Genomic DNA, 19,554 nt, shown 5'->3' with positions numbered 1-19,554 from the left:
ACATTTTTTGCCTTTGGGAAGAGTGTAGACCTTAAGCGGGGGACGGGATCTTCTTTCAGACTTATGGCATAATACGCGGTTTGTCATATCTCTTTTCAGGATACGCCTGTGTTAGTTTCCAGTAACGTCACCATGCAGTTCGGCAGTAAGCCGTTGTTTGAAAACATTTCCGTCAAATTTGGCGGCGGCAACCGTTACGGCCTGATTGGCGCGAACGGTAGTGGTAAATCCACCTTTATGAAAATCCTCGGCGGCGACCTTGAGCCGACGCTGGGCAACGTTTCCCTCGATCCGAATGAGCGCATTGGTAAGCTGCGCCAGGATCAATTTGCCTTTGAAGAGTACACCGTGCTGGATACGGTGATCATGGGGCATAAAGAGTTGTGGGAAGTGAAGCAAGAGCGCGACCGCATCTATGCTTTGCCGGAAATGAGCGAAGAAGATGGCTACAAAGTGGCCGATCTGGAAGTGAAATACGGCGAAATGGACGGTTACTCTGCAGAATCGCGTGCGGGGGAATTGTTGCTTGGCGTCGGTATTCCACTGGAACAACACTACGGCCCGATGAGTGAAGTGGCGCCTGGCTGGAAGCTGCGTGTGCTGCTGGCGCAGGCGCTGTTTGCAGATCCGGACATTCTCCTGCTCGACGAACCGACCAACAACCTGGACATCGACACCATTCGCTGGCTGGAGCAGGTGCTGAACGAGCGTGACAGTACCATGATCATCATTTCGCACGACCGTCACTTCCTCAACATGGTTTGTACCCACATGGCGGATCTGGACTACGGCGAACTGCGCGTTTATCCGGGCAACTACGATGAGTACATGACGGCCGCGACCCAGGCGCGTGAACGTCTGCTGGCTGATAATGCCAAGAAGAAAGCGCAGATTGCTGAGCTGCAATCCTTCGTTAGCCGCTTTAGCGCCAACGCCTCGAAATCTCGCCAGGCGACTTCGCGCGCGCGTCAGATTGATAAAATCAAACTGGAAGAGGTGAAAGCCTCCAGCCGTCAGAACCCATTCATCCGTTTTGAACAGGATAAGAAACTGTTCCGTAACGCGCTGGAAGTGGAAGGTCTGACCAAAGGGTTTGATAACGGTCCGCTGTTTAAAAATCTTAACCTGCTGCTGGAAGTCGGTGAAAAACTGGCGGTACTGGGTACCAACGGCGTCGGTAAATCGACCCTGTTAAAAACGCTGGTGGGCGATCTGCAACCGGACAGCGGCACTGTAAAATGGTCTGAGAACGCGCGCATTGGTTACTATGCCCAGGACCACGAATATGAGTTCGAAAATGATCTGACCGTGTTCGAATGGATGAGCCAGTGGAAGCAGGAAGGCGATGATGAGCAAGCGGTGCGCAGCATTCTCGGTCGTTTACTGTTCAGCCAGGACGACATCAAAAAGCCAGCTAAAGTGCTTTCCGGTGGGGAAAAAGGGCGGATGCTGTTTGGTAAGTTAATGATGCAGAAACCGAACATTCTGATCATGGACGAACCGACCAACCACCTGGATATGGAATCCATCGAGTCACTGAACATGGCGCTGGAACTGTATCAGGGTACGCTGATCTTTGTTTCTCACGACCGTGAGTTTGTAAGCTCCCTGGCGACCCGCATTTTGGAAATCACTCCGGAACGCGTGATCGACTTTAGCGGTAATTACGAAGATTATCTGCGTAGCAGAGGGATCGAGTAAGTTATTGCCCGTCACCCCGATACAGTCGGGGTGACGGCTGCTGAGGACAAACGCAAGATTGCCTGATGCGCTACGCTTATCAGGCCTACGCAGTCCCTGCAATATATTGAATCTGCAAGACTTTGTAGGCCGCATCCGGCATGAACAAAGCGCACTTTGTCAGCAATCTGAGCAACATCGAACCTACTTCCTTAACCTCACTTCCAATAATCCATCAACTCTTACACGTCCATGCCCAGTGCGCGCTTACCGTGAATGTTCAGATCATCCAGCGTAAAGCGGTCTTCCCAGTTTGCTTCATAATCTTCCCGCGGGAAGTCGCCCGGTGATGCGCCTTTTTCCAGCGCCATTTTGACTTTGTGTGCATAAGCCCGATTTTTCTCGCACATTGGCGCAGCAGGGATATACATCACGTTGCCCCAACCCTGTTGATTGTCTACTGGCGCGACGGAGTGAATCACATCGCAGTGCCACCAGACGGAATCCCCTGCTGTTATCGCGGGAATGGATGTCAGCGCTTTAATCAGTAGCGGATGCCATTTCTCTGAAATGGGCAGAACTTTGCCAGGTGCAACTCCGCACAGTTCATCGTCCGGTACGTCATCCAGCAGCGGGCGCAATAAAACATACGCCAGCGCTTCCGGGATAGGCACCACATGCAACAATCCCTGACCCGATAACATATCAGAGAGCGCAGTCCAGCCTTGAAACGTGCGGAACACTGAACATTTGGTCGTGTTATCCACCGTGTACTCTTCGACATCGGTCCGGTGTGCAGCATCCCAGGGATCGTAATCATCGAAATTACCATTGAACACATTGGCAAAAACGCGCTGATAAGCGGGTAATAACCACCGTTCCAGCGCACCAGAATCGGTATGTGCGCCCAGGCCTTTAGATGTAGTACCTGGAGGACGACGACGGATCCTGTCCGGGTAAATCACACTGATATCAGGATCAAACCACTGTTTGCCGTTGCTTTCAGACTTCCACAGGCGGTTCAGGAAAGATTGCACAGCAGCCATATTTTCGCTCTGCCGCGCTTGCATTTGTGCTTGTGACCAGTAAATGGGATAGATTTCGGGACGAGAAGCCTCCAGTGAGCCGAAAAAACTGTCGCCAGGGCCTTTATAAACATCATCAAAATGATTGATATCGAGATAATCGAGCATGGCACGATCCCACGCCAGCGCCTGCTCGCGAGGGAAATGACCTTTTATTACTGCACAGCCGCGACGTTTAATTTCATTGCGAGTGGTATCGCTTACTGTACCTGCGGCAATATCGCTATAAGAAACTTCTGGCCAAACCGGCAACCCTTGCGCTTTTAGGGCATCGATTTCAGCAACACGCGTTTCGATTTTTGCAGAGAGTGTATCGAAAACCTGTTGTACATCACCGAGCTGTTCCCGCAGCGCAGCTTTCATTTCTCGGATAGCCGCTTTCGCATCTGTGGGCAGCGTCTCACAGGAAAAAGTCATATCAACCTCTCATCTTTCGTTCGAAAGTAAAATGATTACGATTGATACTTTAAGTTAAAAATAAGTTAACGCAAGATAAAGATCTTGAGTCACCGCACAAAGCGAGCAAAAAGGCGAGAGGCCGAAGTGGTCACTCCGGCCCGGGGGAAAATCAACTATTGAAAGGAGCGATGTTATCCAGCACCGCCTGAATTACATTCAGCGCGCCTTCATGATTATTGTCATCCGTAGCGTAATGAGCGATTTGTTTAATACTTTCAGCAGCATTGCCCATTGCAAAAGAGTAATGCGCCATTTTTAACATTTCGGCGTCGTTACCGCTGTCACCAATTGCCACTACATTTTGCGGCGACAAATCCCAGCGTTTTATCAACCGTGAAATACCGTTCGCTTTATGCAGGCCAGGTATAATCAGGTCAATAAACCCAAAACCACTGGTCACCGGTTTCATAATGCCGTCGAGTGCAATGTGCAGTTTGTCTATCACCTGTGGGATCTGTTCATCCGGCAGGTTCAGAGAAAACTTGAACAGTACGTCGTCAATGTCCTGGTAATCCTTTACAGGTTTCAGGCGATGGTAGTGTTTTGCCATCAATGCAACGAATGATTCCGGGGCATTTTCACTGATGTAAGCACTTTGCAGACCGCAGGCAACAAAATTCAGTTGTTTATCTTTCAATAACTCGCCAATAACAATCCGCGATTCATGTCGGGTCAGTTCGCCGTGAAAAAGCTGCTTGCCGTGTTCGTAAACCAGAGCGCCGTTTTCTGCAACAAAAGAGATTTCATCTTTTAGCTCAGGGAAGAAGGAAATGAGCTGGTAATATTGGTTACCGCTGGCGACAACGAACTCAATATCGCGCTTTTTCAGTTCCTGATACTGCGCCATAAAACGCTCATGATTGTACGTTTTGGCGTCGTTTAGAAAAGTACCGTCCATGTCTGTGACGATAACTTTTACGCTCATAGAAGTGCTCCTGGCAATGAATGCAAACCGCCACAGTGTAATAACAATGTGACGCAGGGCACAAATTTATTTCGAATGTAATTGAGCGAGAAATTGATACCATGAATGATATGGCCCGGCGACGCCGCCGCCGGGCTGAGGGGATTACAGCATATGTTCGGTACGGGCGATGATATCGTCCTGTGCGTCTGGAGAGAGCGCGGTGAAGAAGGCGGAATAACCTGCTACGCGCACCACCAGATCGCGGTATTGATCCGGATGTTTTTTCGCTTCCAGCAATGTTTCGCGGGAAACGATGTTGTACTGAATGTGCCAGCCTTTATGTACTTCGAAGAAGGTGCGCAGCAGGATCATCAGTTTCTGCTTGTCAGATTCGTTCTCCAGCGTCGCCGGGTTCAGTTTCTGGTTGAGCAACACACCGCCGAGAATCGCTGCGGTAGGCAGTTTACCCACCGAGCCAATGACCGCCGTTGGGCCGAGATGGTCGGTACCGGAGGCCGGGCTTGCGCCTTCTGCCAGCGGGGTATGCGCTTTACGCCCGTCCGGCGTTGCCATGGTCTGTGCGCCGAATGGTACGTTGGCGGAAATAGATGATGTACCTGCGTAATAATTGCCGCCGATCGGGCCACGACCGTAGCGTGGGTTATGGTACTGCTTCAGTTCGTCGATATAGGTCTGATAAGCACGAGCCAGCAGCGTATCGACAGTATCGTCATCATTGCCGTACTTCGGCGCGCCGTTAATCAGACGCTGACGCAACTGCTCGTGAGTCAGACCGTCGAAGTCTTCCGCCAGTGCGGCAGCCAGTTGTTGCTGACCAATCGTGCCCTGTTCAAATACCAGTTTCTTCACTGCCGCCAGGCTGTTGCCGAGGTTAGCAATTCCGACCTGTAAGCCAGATACCCAGTCATATTTCGCGCCGCCTTGCTTGATACTTTTCGCTCGCTCAATACAGTCATCCACCAGCGCCGAGCAGAGAATATCGTGCACGTTCTCTTCCAGCATGGTGTCGACCACATATTCGATTTCGATTGATTTGCGGGTGTAGTAACGGATTTGCGTATCCCACGCGTCCATGACTTCATCGAAGTTGTCGAAGTTACCCGCTGACAACGCTTTTTCTTGTGGCAGGAACACTTTGCCGCTGGTGGCATCACGACCACCTTCCAGCGCCGCCAGCATCACGCGAGCGAAGTTGATAAAGCTCATGCCGGTGCAGCGATAGCCCCATTTACCGCCGACGGCGGTTTCGATACAACCAATCGCTGCGTAGTCGTAAGCGTCCTGCGGTTCAATACCGAGTTTAATAAATTCCGGAATCACGATTTCGTCGTTGTTGAACGCAGGCATCCCGAAGCCGCAGCGGATCACCTGCACACAGGCATCGAGGAAATCGTTGCTCATTCCCGCATGGTAACGCACGCTGAGGTTAGGCTGAGTCGAACGCAGGCGACCGCAAGATTCGAGGATTGCGTAAGAGAGTGGATTCACTGCGTCCATCGGCTGACCATCAACCAGATTTTGCCCGCCAATGGTGACGTTCTGATACAGCGGACTTCCCGCAGAGGCTTTTGAGTGCGAGCCGGAGCGGATCTTGTTCACTTCCAGCAGTTTCAGCCAGCAGCTATGCAGCATCTCGATAGCGTGTTCGCGATCCAGCGTCTGGTTGAGTTCAACGTCGTGGCGATAGTACGGATAGAGATACTGATCCATACGACCAAACGACACCGAGTGACCGTTAGATTCGATCTGCAAAATCAACTGGATGAAGTAGCACAGTTGCAGCGCCTGCCAGAAAGTTTGCGGCGGCTGGTGGGCGATGATGTCGCAGTTTTCTGCCATCGCCAGCAGTTCATCACGACGACTTTCGCGAGATTCGGTGGCGGCCATTTCACGCGCCAGGGCAGCGAAACGTTCAATGTGTTCACTGACTGCCACCAGTACGATATCAATCGCTTTCAGGAACTGCTCGCCGTGCAAATCTTCCAGCACTGTCAAGTTGATGCGCGAGCGACGCTCTGCCACTTTCTCGCGCAGACCATCAAGCCCTTTTTCCAGCAGCAGCGGGAAATTCACCGCCAGGTGCGCATCGCCGGAGGTCATATTGCCCTCCGCTTTAATGATGCCGGTCGCCAGCAGGCCTTTTTGCTCATCGGTAAACATGCCATAGCAGCGATCCTGTACGGTCTGACCGCGCCACCACGGGCACACTTCATGCAGAACACGTTTGTTCTCTTCGCTCACCGCAAAACCAGCACCCGGACGATCCGCCAGATCATCAATCTCTTTTTCGATCCAGGAGACGGTATATTCCGGGAAGATCGGCGCGGCACGGACTTCACTGGCCTGGTTGCCGATGATTAACTCATCGTGTTTGATCCAGATGGTGCGATTAGCCAGGTGGTGCGCCAGCGCCAGCGCGCGACGTACCGGGATTGGCTTGTCGAGATGTTGTTGATACATCTCAGTATAGTGCTGTGCGCGCTCGGTACAGACCGGCGGTTTCACAATATGCACCAGCGCATTTTTGTGCGCTTTAATGCGGTCGCTGAGGGTGTCCAGTTTCAGTGTTGTCATGATTGTTATCCTCGTAAGGTCGCGGTTAACCCTTTCTGGCAGGCATACTGCTGGGCAAAGTCGAGCAGTTCTGGCGCATCAAGCGGTTTTTCCGGGGCGTCATAGGGCAGATTAAGTAAGTGATATTTGTTGATGCCCAGCGTGTGGTAGGGCAGGAAATGGATTTCGTTAACGTGCAGTTCACTGGCGGCAAAATCGGTAATGGCTTTTACAGAGGTTTCGTCGGCATTAAAGCCCTGAATCAGCGGCACGCGAATGATGATTTTTTTGCCCGCTGCGGCGAGTTTTTTCAGGTTATCCAGCACTCTGGCGGCGCTGCCGTCGGTCCACTGTTTAAACGGCGCGTCGGCAACGTGTTTTAAATCGGCAAGAAACAGATCGATATAGGGCAGAGAAGGGGCGATATATTTCCACGGCACATGCAGACAGGTTTCTACCGCAGTATGAATACCGGCCTCGTGGCTGGCTTGCAGCAGCGCCGTCGCCATTTCCGGCTGCATAAACGGCTCACCACCAGAAAGCGTTAAGCCGCCGCCGCTGCGATCGTAAAACGGTTTATCGCGCAGAACGGTCGCCATGATCTCCTCAACGCTTTTCGCTTCACCACACACGGTTAATGCCTGAGTCGGACAGCAGTCGGTCAGCACCGTCAGATGTTCAGGCGTTAACTTTTCCCTGTGAATGAGTAAACCATTCAGCGCGCGCTCAATCACTTCCGGCGCGGTCTTTGAGCATAGTTCGCAGCCTTCCAGGCACAGACGCGCGTCATATAGCAGGTCCTGCGTGCGGGCGCGGCTTTCCGGGTTCTGACACCAGCGGCAGCCCAGCGAGCACCCCTTAAGGAAAACTACCGTGCGGATACCGGGACCGTCGTGGGTCGAATAGCGCTGAATGTTGAAAATCATAGATGCCCCTCTTTTTCGTTCAAACATTAAAATACTTTCGAATGAAAGTTAGATTGATGTGCATCAACTGTTCAGAGAGTTTTTTCGTGATAGTCTGATTTCATACAAAAGTAGATTTAGAGGATGACTATGGAACTGTATCTGGATACTTCAGACGTCGCCGCAGTGAAGACGCTGGCTCGTGTTTTTCCGTTGGCGGGTGTGACCACTAATCCAAGTATTGTGGCGGCAGGTAAGAAGCCTCTGGAAGTTTTACTTCCTGAGTTACATGAGGCGATGGGCGGACAGGGGCGTTTGTTTGCCCAGGTCATGTCTACTACTGCTGAAGGTATGGTGAACGATGCGCGTAAACTGCGTTCTATTATTGCGGATATCGTGGTTAAAGTACCTGTGACTGCCGAGGGGTTGGCAGCGATTAAGCTATTAAAAGCGGAAGGTATTCCGACGCTGGGTACGGCGGTGTATGGCGCGGCGCAAGGGCTGCTGTCGGCGCTGGCGGGTGCGGAGTATGTTGCGCCTTACGTCAACCGAATTGATGCTCAGGGCGGAAGTGGTATTCAGACGGTGACCGACTTACACCAGTTACTGAAAATGCATGCGCCACAGGCGAAAGTGCTGGCAGCCAGTTTCAAAACCCCGCGTCAGGCGCTGGACTGCTTACTGGCAGGATGCGAATCAATCACACTGCCGCTGGATGTCGCGCAACAGATGATTAGCTATCCGGCAGTTGATGCCGCAGTGGCGAAGTTTGAGCAGGACTGGCAGGGGGCGTTTGGCAGAACATCGATTTAACCGGGCGCTTGTCATCCTCATAACTTGCTGATGACGTGGCAGAGTGCACCGATGCCTGCCGTGTCTTATCAGGCCTGGAAATGCGTACCCGAACCGTAGGCCAGATAAGGCGTTCACGCCGCATCTGGCGTCTGGAGTAAATGCCTGATACGACGCCTACCGCGTCTATGGCGACAATTAATGCCCGCACACCTCACACCCCGGATTACGCATCAGTTTCATTTCGCGAAACTGACAGGTCATCGCATCGTACATTACGATTTTACCGCTGGCGGGTTTGCCATAACCTGCCAGCAGTTTTATCGCTTCCATTGCCTGCAACGAACCAATCACCCCAATCAACGGTGCCATTACGCCTGCTTCCACGCAGGTTAGCGCGTTCTCGCCAAACAAACGGCTAAGGCAGCGATAGCACGGCTCACCGTCCTGATAAGTAAAGACCGTGATTTGCCCTTCCATACGAATTGCCGCGCCGGAAACCAGCGGCACCTTCGCGGCAAAACAGCCCGAGTTCAGTTGATTACGTACCGAAACGTTATCCGTACAGTCGAGCACCAGATTGTGTTCAGCAATCATCGCAGCAAGTTCAGCGTCATCAAGCAACGCGTTTACCGGCGTAATCGCGATATGTGGATTGATCCGTGCCAGTGCGTCACGGGCTGATTCTACCTTCGGTTGCCCGACCGTAGCATCACTGTGCAGCGTCTGGCGCTGTAAATTTGAGAGCGAAACCGTGTCGAAGTCGAGCAGCGTCAGGTTGCCGACACCGGCGCTTGCCAGATATTGCGAGGCCGCACAGCCGAGGCCGCCCAGGCCCACTACCAGCACACGAGAATCTTTTAGCGCCTCCTGACCGTCAAAATCAAAACCACGCAGGATGATTTGCCGATTGTAGCGCAGCATCTCCTGATCGCTGAGTTCCGCCATTACAGGCCTCCGAACAACGCGTTAAATGGCTCGACTTCCACCCATTCGCCCGCTTCAACATTGCCGCGATCGCGCTCCAGCACGATAAAGCAGTTGCCGAGGCTAAAGGAGCTAAATATATGTGAACCCTGATGCCCGGTGGTCGTGACTTCCAGCTCGCCGTCGGCGTTGCGTTGCAGCACGCCGCGCTGGAAATCAAGACGTCCAGGGGATTTCTTGAGACGCGATGCCGTGCGTACGCGCTGGCGCGCGGGCAGGCCACTGGCGGTATTGCCGCTTAATTTGGCCAGCAAAGGTTGTACCAATTGATAGAAGGTCAGCGTCGCTGAAACCGGGTTGCCCGGCAGGCCGCAGAACCAGCTATTGCTGAGTTTACCGAACGCGAACGGTTTACCTGGTTTAATCGCCAGCTTCCAGAAAGCAATTTCGCCCAGTTCTTCGAGAATGGTTTTGGTGTAATCCGCCTCACCAACCGAAACACCCCCGGAACTGATCACCACATCCGCCTGGCTGTCGGCTTCAATAAATGCGGCGCGCAGGGCATGTGGATCGTCGCGAATAATCCCTAGGTTGATTACTTCACAACCCAGCTGTTCTAACATCAAATGCACCGCGAGGCGGTTGGTATCGTAAATTTGCCCGTCGCCCAGAGGCTGACCGGGTAACTGTAACTCATCACCCGTGGAAAATAGCGCCACTCGCACTTTACGAATCACCGGAACGTCGGCAATCCCTAGCGAAGCAATCACTGGCAGTTCAGCGGTAGTCAGGCGAGTCCCCGCCGGGAAAACAACCGCGCCCGCAGAGATATCTTCACCGCGACGGCGAATATTTTGCCCGCTACGCACTTCAGCAGTAAAACGCACGCCATTATCCGTTTGTTCAGTCTGTTCCTGCATCACCACCGCTTCGCAGCCTTCCGGTACTGGTGCGCCAGTCATAATGCGGATGCAGGTGCCAGCGGGCCACTCGCCATGATAAGGCTGACCGGCAAACGACTTCCCGGCAACGGGCAGCGGTTGCCCGGAGGTGATATCGGCCAAACGTACCGCGTAACCGTCCATTGCGGAGTTATCAAACCCTGGGACATCCAGCGGCGAAACCACATCGCTCGCCAGAATACGACCAAAACACTGTACCAGTGGTAGCGTTTCCTGGGCGGTCAGTGGGGTAACGCGAGAAAGCATCTCATTAAGCGCGGTGTCGAGCGACATCAATCCGGTGGTAAATTCCATGAAAACACTCCTGCGGAGGCAAAATCGAATTTGCCTATTATGTCAGAAAAACGCCACAGACTGTATGCCACCTCGGTCGTAGAGCAGACGCTCGCCTTTACATGCCATATACATCTTTCTATATTCAAAAATTGAATGAGTAATTCATAAAAATTCTGATATTTATAGCAAAAGTGGCGAGCCACCCTTAATGGACGAAGACTATGGGCAAAGCAGTCATTGCAATCCACGGCGGCGCAGGCGCAATTAGCCGCGCACAGATGAGTCTGCAACAGGAATTACGCTACATTGAGGCGCTGTCTGCCATTGTTGAAACCGGACAGCAAATGCTCGAAGCGGGTGAAAGCGCGCTGGATGTGGTGACAGAAGCGGTGCGCTTGCTGGAAGAGTGTCCGCTCTTTAACGCCGGAATTGGCGCCGTCTTTACGCGTGATGAAACGCATGAACTGGACGCCTGCGTGATGGATGGCAACACACTGAAAGCGGGGGCGGTGGCGGGCATTAATCATCTGCGTAATCCGGTTCTTGCCGCCCGGCTGGTGATGGAGCAAAGCCCGCATGTGATGATGATTGGCGAGGGGGCGGAAAACTTTGCTTTTTCTCATGGCATGGAGCGCGTCTCGCCGGAGATTTTCTCCACGCCTTTGCGTTATGAACAACTACTGGCAGCGCGCGAGGAAGGGGAAACCGTCCTCGACCATAGCGGCGCTCCGCTGGATGAAAAACAAAAAATGGGCACCGTGGGGGCCGTGGCTTTGGATTTACACGGCAATCTGGCGGCCGCCACGTCCACGGGCGGAATGACCAATAAATTACCCGGACGAGTGGGCGATAGTCCCTTAGTGGGTGCCGGATGCTACGCCAATAACGCCAGTGTGGCGGTTTCTTGTACCGGTACGGGCGAAGTCTTCATCCGCGCGCTGGCGGCATATGACATCAGTGCGTTAATGGATTATGGCGGTCTAAGCCTCGCGGAAGCCTGCGAGCGGGTGGTGATGGAAAAACTCCCTGCGCTTGGCGGCAGCGGTGGCTTAATCGCTATCGACCACGAAGGTAACGTCGCACTACCGTTTAACACCGAAGGAATGTATCGCGCCTGGGGCTATGCAGGCGATACACCAACCACTGGTATCTACCGCGAAAAAGGGGACACCGTTGCCACACAGTGATGAACTTGATGCCGGTGATGTCCTGGCGGTCGATAATCTCAACATTGCCTTTATGCAGGACCAGCAGAAAGTGGCTGCGGTGCGCAATCTTTCTTTTCGGCTGCGACGCGGCGAGACGCTGGCCATTGTCGGGGAATCCGGGTCCGGTAAATCTGTCACAGCACTGGCATTGATGCGTCTGTTAGAACAGGCGGGGGGGCTGGTGCAGTGCGATAAAATGCTGTTGCGGCGCCGCAGTCGTGAGGTGATTGAGCTTAGTGAGCAGAACTCCCGGCAAATGCAGCATATACGCGGTGCGGATATGGCGATGATTTTCCAGGAGCCAATGACGTCGCTAAATCCGGTATTTACCGTGGGTGAACAGATTGCCGAGTCTATCCGTTTGCATCAAAACGCCAGTCGTGAACAGGCGATGGTAGAGGCGAAGCGGATGCTGGATCAGGTTCGCATCCCGGAAGCCCAAACCATTCTTTCCCGTTATCCGCATCAACTCTCCGGCGGGATGCGCCAGCGAGTGATGATTGCAATGGCGCTGTCATGTCGTCCGGCGGTGCTGATTGCGGATGAACCGACCACCGCACTGGATGTCACCATTCAGGCGCAGATCCTGCAATTAATCAAAGTATTGCAAAAAGAGATGTCGATGGGCGTCATCTTTATCACTCACGACATGGGCGTGGTGGCAGAGATTGCCGATCGGGTGCTGGTGATGTATCAGGGCGAAGCGGTCGAAACGGGCAGCGTTGAAGAGATTTTTCATGCGCCACAGCATCCTTATACCCGCGCGCTGTTGGCTGCCGTGCCGCAGTTGGGGGCGATGAAAGGGCAAGATTATCCTCGCCGTTTCCCGCTGATATCGCTTGAAGATCCGGCTAAACAGGAACGACCTGTCGAGCAGAAAACGGTGGTTGATGGCGACCCTGTTTTACAGGTGCGTAATCTGGTGACCCGTTTCCCTTTACGTAGTGGCTTACTGAATCGCGTTACGCGAGAAGTGCATGCGGTTGAGAAGGTCAGTTTTGATCTCTGGCCGGGCGAAACGTTGTCGCTGGTGGGAGAGTCCGGGAGTGGCAAATCAACCACCGGTAGGGCGTTGCTGCGCCTGGTTGAATCCCTGGGCGGCGAAATCATCTTCAAAGGGCAGCGAATCGATACCCTTTCACCAGGCAAACTTCAGGCATTGCGTCGCGACATCCAGTTTATTTTTCAGGATCCTTACGCCTCGCTGGATCCACGACAGACCATTGGTGATTCGATTGTTGAACCGCTGCGCGTACACGGTTTATTGCAAGGTAAAGAAGCTGCTGCACGCGTTGCGTGGTTGCTGGAACGCGTTGGCCTGTTACCTGAACATGCGTGGCGTTACCCGCATGAGTTTTCCGGTGGTCAGCGTCAGCGCATCTGCATTGCTCGCGCGTTGGCATTGAATCCAAAAGTGATCATTGCCGATGAAGCCGTCTCGGCGCTGGATGTTTCTATCCGTGGGCAAATCATCAACTTGTTGCTCGATCTCCAGCGTGATTTGGGCATCGCCTTTCTGTTTATCTCCCACGATATGGCCGTGGTGGAGCGGATTAGTCATCGTGTGGCGGTGATGTATCTCGGGCAAATCGTTGAAATTGGTCCACGGCGCGCGGTCTTTGAAAATCCGCAGCACCCTTATACACGTAAATTACTGGCGGCAGTTCCGGTTGCTGAACCGTCCCGACTGCGGCCACAGCGCGTACTGCTATCGGACGATCTTCCCAGCAATATTCATCTGCGTGGAGAAGAGGTTGCAGCCGTCTCGTTGCAATGCGTCGGGCCAGGGCATTACGTCGCACAACCACAATCAGAGTACGCATTTTTGCGTAGATAACATTCAGGCGGAGAATAAAATGGCAAGAGCTGTACACCGTAGTGGGTTAGTGGCGCTGAGCATTGCCGCAGCGTTGATGGCACCTTGTGCATTCGCTGCCAAAGATGTGGTTGTGGCAGTGGGATCGAACTTCACTACGCTCGATCCCTATGATGCGAATGACACGTTATCTCAGGCCGTAGCGAAATCTTTTTATCAGGGGCTGTTCGGTCTGGATAAAGAGATGAAACTGAAAAACGTGCTGGCGGAGAGTTATACCGTTTCCGATGACGGCCTCACTTACACCGTGAAATTGCGCGAAGGGATTAAGTTCCAGGACGGCACCGACTTTAACGCCGCAGCCGTCAAAGCGAATCTGGACCGAGCCAGCGATCCGGCAAATCATCTAAAACGCTATAACCTGTACAAAAATATTGCCAAAACTGAAGCGGTCGATCCGACAACGGTGAAGATTACGCTCAAGCAACCGTTCTCCGCGTTTATTAACATCCTCGCTCACCCGGCGACCGCGATGATTTCACCGGCGGCGCTGGAAAAATATGGCAAGGAGATTGGTTTTCATCCGGTCGGAACTGGACCGTATGAACTGGATACCTGGAACCAGACCGATTTTGTGAAGGTTAAAAAATTCGCGGGTTACTGGCAGCCAGGCTTGCCCAAACTGGACAGCATCACCTGGCGTCCGGTGGCGGACAACAATACCCGCGCGGCAATGCTGCAAACCGGTGAAGCGCAGTTTGCTTTCCCCATCCCTTATGAACAAGCTGCGCTACTGGACAAGAACAAAAATATCGAGCTGATGGCCAGCCCGTCGATTATGCAGCGTTATATCAGTATGAACGTGACGCAGAAACCATTTGATAACCCAAAAGTGCGTGAGGCGCTGAATTACGCCATCAACCGTCAGGCACTGGTGAAAGTGGCCTTCGCGGGGTATGCAGTTCCTGCCACTGGTGTGGTGCCACCGAGTATTGCTTACGCGCAAAGTTATAAACCGTGGCCTTACGATCCGGCTAAAGCGCGCGAACTATTAAAAGAGGCGGGATATCCCAACGGTTTCAGTACCACCTTGTGGTCATCACATAATCACAGTACCGCGCAGAAAGTGCTGCAATTTACCCAGCAACAGCTAGCGCAGGTGGGGATTAAAGCCCAGGTGACGGCGATGGATGCCGGGCAGCGGGCGGCAGAAGTGGAAGGTAAAGGGCAGAAAGAGAGCGGCGTGCGAATGTTCTATACTGGCTGGTCGGCCTCGACCGGTGAAGCTGACTGGGCGCTATCGCCACTGTTCGCCTCGCAGAACTGGCCACCGACGCTGTTTAATACTGCGTTTTACAGCAATAAGCAGGTGGATGACGAGCTTGCCCTGGCGCTGAAAACCAACGATCCGGCGGAAAAGGCGCGCTTGTATAAGGCGGCGCAGGATACCATCTGGCAAGAGTCGCCGTGGATCCCGCTGGTGGTAGAAAAACTGGTGTCGGCACACAGCAAAAAACTGAGCGGTTTTTGGATTATGCCGGACACTGGCTTTAGCTTTGAAGATGCGGATTTGCAATAAGCAACGCAGGGAGAGGAATGCTTAATTACGTTATCAAACGCTTGCTGGGGCTGATTCCGACGCTGTTTATTGTCTCAGTGCTGGTGTTTTTGTTTGTCCATATGCTACCCGGCGACCCGGCGCGATTGATTGCCGGTCCAGAAGCCGATGCGCAGGTCATCGAACTGGTGCGTCAGCAACTGGGGCTGGATCAGCCGCTGTATCACCAGTTCTGGCACTATATCAGCAATGCCGTGCAGGGGGATTTTGGTCTGTCGATGGTGTCGCGTCGTCCGGTTGCCGAGGAGATCGCCAGCCGTTTCATGCCTACGCTGTGGTTGACCATAACCAGTATGGTCTGGGCGGTGCTGTTCGGCATGGCGGCGGGTATTATCGCCGCCGTCTGGCGTAACCGTTGGCCGGATCGATTAAGTATGACCATCGCGGTATCAGGGATTTCATTTCCGGCATTTGCGCTCGGAATACTGCTGATTCAGGTTTTCTCTGTTGAACTGGGCTGGTTGCCTACCGTAGGTGCAGACAGTTGGCAGCACTACATATTACCTTCTCTGACGCTCGGCGCGGCGGTGGCGGCAGTGATGGCGCGTTTTACCCGTGCCTCGTTTGTTGACGTTTTAAATGAAGATTATATGCGTACCGCGAGGGCAAAAGGGGTAAGCGAAACCTGGGTTGTCCTCAAGCATGGTTTACGCAACGCCATGATCCCGGTGGTCACCATGATGGGATTGCAGTTTGGCTTTTTGCTCGGTGGCTCTATCGTGGTGGAGAAAGTATTTAACTGGCCCGGACTTGGGCGTTTACTGGTCGATTCGGTAGAAATGCGTGATTACCCGGTGATTCAGGCAGAAATTCTGCTCTTCTCGCTGGAGTTTATTCTTATCAACTTAGTGGTGGATGTGCTTTATGCCGCCATTAACCCGGCTATCAGGTACAAGTAAGGATGCGACTATTTAACTGGCGACGTCAGGCGGTGTTAAACGCTATGCCACTGGTAAAACCTGATCAGGTACGTACACCGTGGCATGAGTTCTGGCGACGTTTTCGTCGTCAGCATATGGCGATGGCCGCCGCACTGTTCGTCATTTTGCTGATTGTGGTGGCAATTTTTGCCCGTTGGATCGCCCCCTATGATGCCGAAAATTTTTTCGATTATGACAACCTGAATAACGGCCCTTCTTTGCAACACTGGTTTGGTGTCGACTCGCTGGGGCGTGATATTTTCAGCCGTGTTCTGGTCGGCGCGCAAATCTCGCTGGCGGCGGGTGTGTTTGCTGTCTTTATTGGCGCGGCGATCGGTACGCTATTGGGTTTACTGGCGGGATATTACGAAGGCTGGTGGGACCGATTGATTATGCGTATTTGCGATGTGCTGTTTGCTTTCCCTGGCATATTACTGGCGATTGCTGTCGTTGCGGTGTTAGGAAGCGGTATTGCCAACGTAATTATCGCAGTCGCCATCTTTTCCATTCCGGCTTTTGCCCGTCTGGTGCGTGGCAACACGCTGGTGTTGAAACAGCAAACTTTTATTGAATCAGCGCGCAGTATTGGTGCCAGCGACATGACCATCTTGTTGCGCCATATCTTGCCCGGGACTGTCTCTTCCATTGTCGTCTTTTTCACAATGCGTATTGGCACTTCGATCATCTCGGCTGCCAGCCTTTCATTTCTCGGCCTGGGGGCGCAGCCGCCGACACCAGAATGGGGGGCTATGCTCAATGAAGCGCGAGCGGATATGGTCATCGCGCCGCATGTGGCGGTTTTCCCGGCACTCGCTATCTTCCTGACAGTGCTGGCTTTCAACTTGCTGGGCGATGGCTTACGCGACGCGCTGGACCCGAAAATTAAAGCATAGCCACGGCAGAATATTGCTTAAAAATGTAATGGCGTCATAGGAAATTATTGCTATACGCAAATGTTGTAACTTTCTGTCGATTTTGTAGAATCAGGTAATTGGGTAAATATGCTGCTGTAAAAGTCTATTTATGCAGCGAAGTAGCGTACTGATAGTTATTTTGTTACGTGTATTAACATGCTTAGTTTATACGAAAAAATAAAGATAAGACTGATTATTTTATTTTTGTTGGCTACGCTGTCATTTATTGGTCTTTTTTTCATCATTAACTATCAGTTGGTATCGGAAAGGGCGGTAAAACGTGCCGATAGCCGCTTTGAACTTATTCAAAAAAATGTAGGTTATTTTTTTAAAGATATTGAGCGTGCTGCCTTAACGTTAAAGGATTCACTGTATTTATTGAAAAACAGTGAGGAGATTAAACGTGCCGTCATTCTGAAAATGGAAATGATGCCATTTCTGGATACGGTAGGATTGGTGCTGGATGATGATAAATATTATCTCTTTACCCGTCGGGCGAATGATAAAATCATTGTTTACCATCAGGAAAAAGTAAATGGGCCACTTGTCGATGAGGCAGGACGCGTCATCTTTGCCGACTTTAACCCGTCCCAGCGGCCCTGGTCGGTGGCATCAGACGACTCGGGTAGTAGCTGGAATCCGGCCTACAACTGCTTTGATCGGCCAGGGAAAAAGTGTATCTCTTTTACCCTACGAATTAATGGCAAAGACCGTGACTTACTGGCGGTGAATAAGATTCATGTCGACTTAAACTGGCGCTATCTGAATGAATATCTTGATCAAATCAGTTCGAATGATGAAGTACTGTTTTTGAAACAAGGCCATGAGATCATCGCCAAAAACCAACTCGCCCGCGAAAAACTGATTATTTATAATAGCGAAGGAAACTATAACATTATTGATTCTTTCGACACGGAATATATCGCAAGAACATCAGAAGTTCCAAATAACTCGTTGTTCGAAATATATTTTTATTATCCTACGGGGAATTTATTTAACGCATCAGATAAATTCTTTTATCTACCATTTGTGTTTATTATTATCGTATTGCTACTGGTTTATTTAATGACCACGCGTGTGTTTCGTCGACAATTTTCCGAAATGACAGAACTGGTCAATACGCTGGAGTTTTTGCCCGATTCTTCTGAACAAATGCAGGCATTGAAAATCCGTGAAGGCGATGCGAAAGAGATTATCAGCATCAAAAATTCCATAGCGGAAATGAAAGACGCCGAAGTTGAACGTTCGAATAAACTGCTCTCGCTAATCTCCTACGATCAGGAGAGTGGATTTATCAAAAACATGGCGATTATTGAATCTAATAATAGCCAGTATCTGGCTGTCGGGATCATCAAACTGTGCGGGCTGGAAGCCGTCGAAGCTGTGTTTGGCGTCGAGGAACGCAATAAAATCGTCAGGAAACTGTGTCAGCGAATTGCCGAGAAATATGCGCAATGCTGCGATATAGTGACATTCAATGCCGATCTCTATTTATTATTATGCCGGGAAAATGTACAGACCTTTACCCGCAAAATAGCGATGGTAAATGATTTCGACAGCAGCTTTGGTTATCGCAATCTGCGCATACACAAATCTGCCATTTGTGAACCGTTGAAGGGTGAAAACGCCTGGAGTTATGCCGAAAAGCTGAAACTGGCGATTTCCAGTGTCCGTGACCATATGTTCTCTGAGTTTATTTTCTGTGATGACGCGAAACTCAACGAAATTGAAGAGAATATCTGGATTGCGCGTAACATTCGCCATGCAATGGAAATAGGCGAACTATTTTTAGTCTATCAACCGATTGTTGATATGAAAACCAGAGACATTGTCGGCGCAGAAGCATTATGCCGCTGGATCTCTGCGGAACGAGGAATAATCTCACCGCTGAAGTTTGTTACGATTGCTGAAGATATTGGGTTTATCAATGAGCTTGGCTATCAAATTATTAAAACCGCAATGCGTGAATTCAGGCATTTTAGCCAGCGTGCGACCCTGAAGGACGGTTTCTTACTGCATATTAATGTGTCACCCTGGCAGCTAAACGAACCACACTTTCATGAGCATTTTACAACTATCATGAAAGAGCATGATCTGCAGGCAAATAGCATCTGTATTGAGATCACTGAAACAGTGATCGAACGAATTAATGAACATTTTTATCTCAATATTGCACAACTGCGTAAACAAGGGGTAGGGATATCGATTGATGACTTTGGCACAGGGCTGTCAAACCTGAAACGTTTTTATGAAATTAACCCTGACAGCATAAAAGTAGATTCACAATTTACCGGCGATATTTTCGGCACCGCGGGAAAAATTGTACGCATTATCTTCGACCTGGCACGCTATAACCAGATTCCGGTGATTGCAGAAGGCGTTGAGAGCGAAGAGGTTGCGCGTGAATTAATGAAATTAGGCTGTGTTCAGGCCCAAGGGTATCTGTACCAGAAGCCTATGCCATTCTCTGCCTGGGATAAAAGTGGAAAGTTAGTAAAAGAGTAGTTTAGG

The 19,554-nt window shown here is 51.5% G+C and carries 14 protein-coding genes; 8 read left to right on the top strand and 6 right to left on the bottom strand.

Annotated features, from left to right (window positions below; genetic code table 11):
• Positions 1-108: 108 nt before the first annotated feature.
• Positions 109-1,701, top strand: coding sequence for an ABC-F family ATPase (locus FFT88_RS22505; protein ID WP_130205149.1), 1,593 nt, complete (start codon positions 109-111; stop codon positions 1,699-1,701).
• Between the two features lie 221 nt (positions 1,702-1,922).
• On the opposite strand, the gene FFT88_RS22500 is transcribed toward FFT88_RS22505, so the two are convergent.
• The 4 genes from FFT88_RS22500 to FFT88_RS22485 all read right to left on the bottom strand — a co-directional run bounded on the left by FFT88_RS22500 (position 1,923) and on the right by FFT88_RS22485 (position 7,631).
• Complete coding sequence (locus FFT88_RS22500) at positions 1,923-3,182, bottom strand: DUF1479 domain-containing protein (protein WP_135405752.1); 1,260 nt, start codon at positions 3,180-3,182, stop codon at positions 1,923-1,925.
• A gap of 151 nt (positions 3,183-3,333) precedes the next feature.
• On the bottom strand, positions 3,334-4,149 hold the full coding sequence (gene ybiV / locus FFT88_RS22495) for a sugar-phosphatase YbiV (protein ID WP_135405751.1): 816 nt from the start codon (positions 4,147-4,149) through the stop codon (positions 3,334-3,336).
• 144 nt (positions 4,150-4,293) lie between these two features.
• Positions 4,294-6,726, bottom strand: a complete 2,433-nt coding sequence (locus FFT88_RS22490; protein WP_135405750.1) for a glycyl radical protein — start codon at positions 6,724-6,726, stop codon at positions 4,294-4,296.
• Positions 6,727-6,731: 5 nt separating this feature from the next.
• The gene (locus FFT88_RS22485; protein WP_135405749.1) at positions 6,732-7,631 is read right to left on the bottom strand and encodes a glycyl-radical enzyme activating protein; all 900 of its coding nucleotides are present in this window, start codon (positions 7,629-7,631) and stop codon (positions 6,732-6,734) included.
• A 129-nt stretch (positions 7,632-7,760) separates the two neighbouring features.
• Here FFT88_RS22485 and fsa point away from each other — a divergent pair, with 129 nt between their 5' ends.
• The gene (gene fsa / locus FFT88_RS22480) at positions 7,761-8,423 is read left to right on the top strand and encodes a fructose-6-phosphate aldolase (RefSeq protein ID WP_130214784.1); all 663 of its coding nucleotides are present in this window, start codon (positions 7,761-7,763) and stop codon (positions 8,421-8,423) included.
• A 177-nt stretch (positions 8,424-8,600) separates the two neighbouring features.
• Here the strand turns inward: fsa and moeB are convergent, their stop codons facing one another.
• Together moeB and moeA are read right to left on the bottom strand one after the other, a co-directional pair.
• Positions 8,601-9,350: a molybdopterin-synthase adenylyltransferase MoeB gene (gene moeB / locus FFT88_RS22475; RefSeq protein WP_135405748.1), complete on the bottom strand. Its 750-nt coding sequence runs from the start codon at positions 9,348-9,350 to the stop codon at positions 8,601-8,603.
• Positions 9,350-10,585: a molybdopterin molybdotransferase MoeA gene (gene moeA / locus FFT88_RS22470; protein WP_130222165.1), complete on the bottom strand. Its 1,236-nt coding sequence runs from the start codon at positions 10,583-10,585 to the stop codon at positions 9,350-9,352. Before moeA ends, moeB begins: the two co-directional genes overlap by 1 nt.
• A 203-nt stretch (positions 10,586-10,788) precedes the next feature.
• On the opposite strand from moeA, the gene iaaA reads away from it, so the two are divergent.
• From iaaA to FFT88_RS22440, 6 genes are all read left to right on the top strand, one after another.
• Positions 10,789-11,754 (top strand): beta-aspartyl-peptidase, encoded by a 966-nt coding sequence (iaaA, locus tag FFT88_RS22465; protein ID WP_135405747.1) that lies wholly within the window; start codon positions 10,789-10,791, stop codon positions 11,752-11,754.
• Positions 11,741-13,612, top strand: coding sequence for a glutathione ABC transporter ATP-binding protein GsiA (gene gsiA / locus FFT88_RS22460; RefSeq protein WP_135405746.1), 1,872 nt, complete (start codon positions 11,741-11,743; stop codon positions 13,610-13,612). Before iaaA ends, gsiA begins: the two co-directional genes overlap by 14 nt.
• A 19-nt stretch (positions 13,613-13,631) precedes the next feature.
• Positions 13,632-15,170 carry a glutathione ABC transporter substrate-binding protein GsiB gene (gsiB, locus tag FFT88_RS22455; RefSeq protein ID WP_135405745.1) on the top strand — a complete coding sequence of 513 codons (1,539 nt, stop codon included), beginning with the start codon at positions 13,632-13,634 and terminating at the stop codon, positions 15,168-15,170.
• Between the two features lie 17 nt (positions 15,171-15,187).
• Complete coding sequence (gene gsiC / locus FFT88_RS22450; protein WP_135405744.1) at positions 15,188-16,108, top strand: glutathione ABC transporter permease GsiC; 921 nt, start codon at positions 15,188-15,190, stop codon at positions 16,106-16,108.
• A gap of 2 nt (positions 16,109-16,110) precedes the next feature.
• The gene (gsiD, locus tag FFT88_RS22445; protein ID WP_130205171.1) at positions 16,111-17,022 is read left to right on the top strand and encodes a glutathione ABC transporter permease GsiD; all 912 of its coding nucleotides are present in this window, start codon (positions 16,111-16,113) and stop codon (positions 17,020-17,022) included.
• A gap of 177 nt (positions 17,023-17,199) precedes the next feature.
• Positions 17,200-19,548, top strand: a complete 2,349-nt coding sequence (locus FFT88_RS22440) for an EAL domain-containing protein (RefSeq protein ID WP_135405743.1) — start codon at positions 17,200-17,202, stop codon at positions 19,546-19,548.
• Positions 19,549-19,554 lie beyond the last annotated feature (6 nt).

Origin of the sequence: Escherichia sp. E4930 (assembly GCF_005845405.1) — a bacterium.
Classification (GTDB): Bacteria; Pseudomonadota; Gammaproteobacteria; order Enterobacterales; family Enterobacteriaceae; genus Escherichia.
Note: the sequence above shows the minus strand (reverse complement) of the source record. Positions and strands in the feature narration are given on the sequence as shown.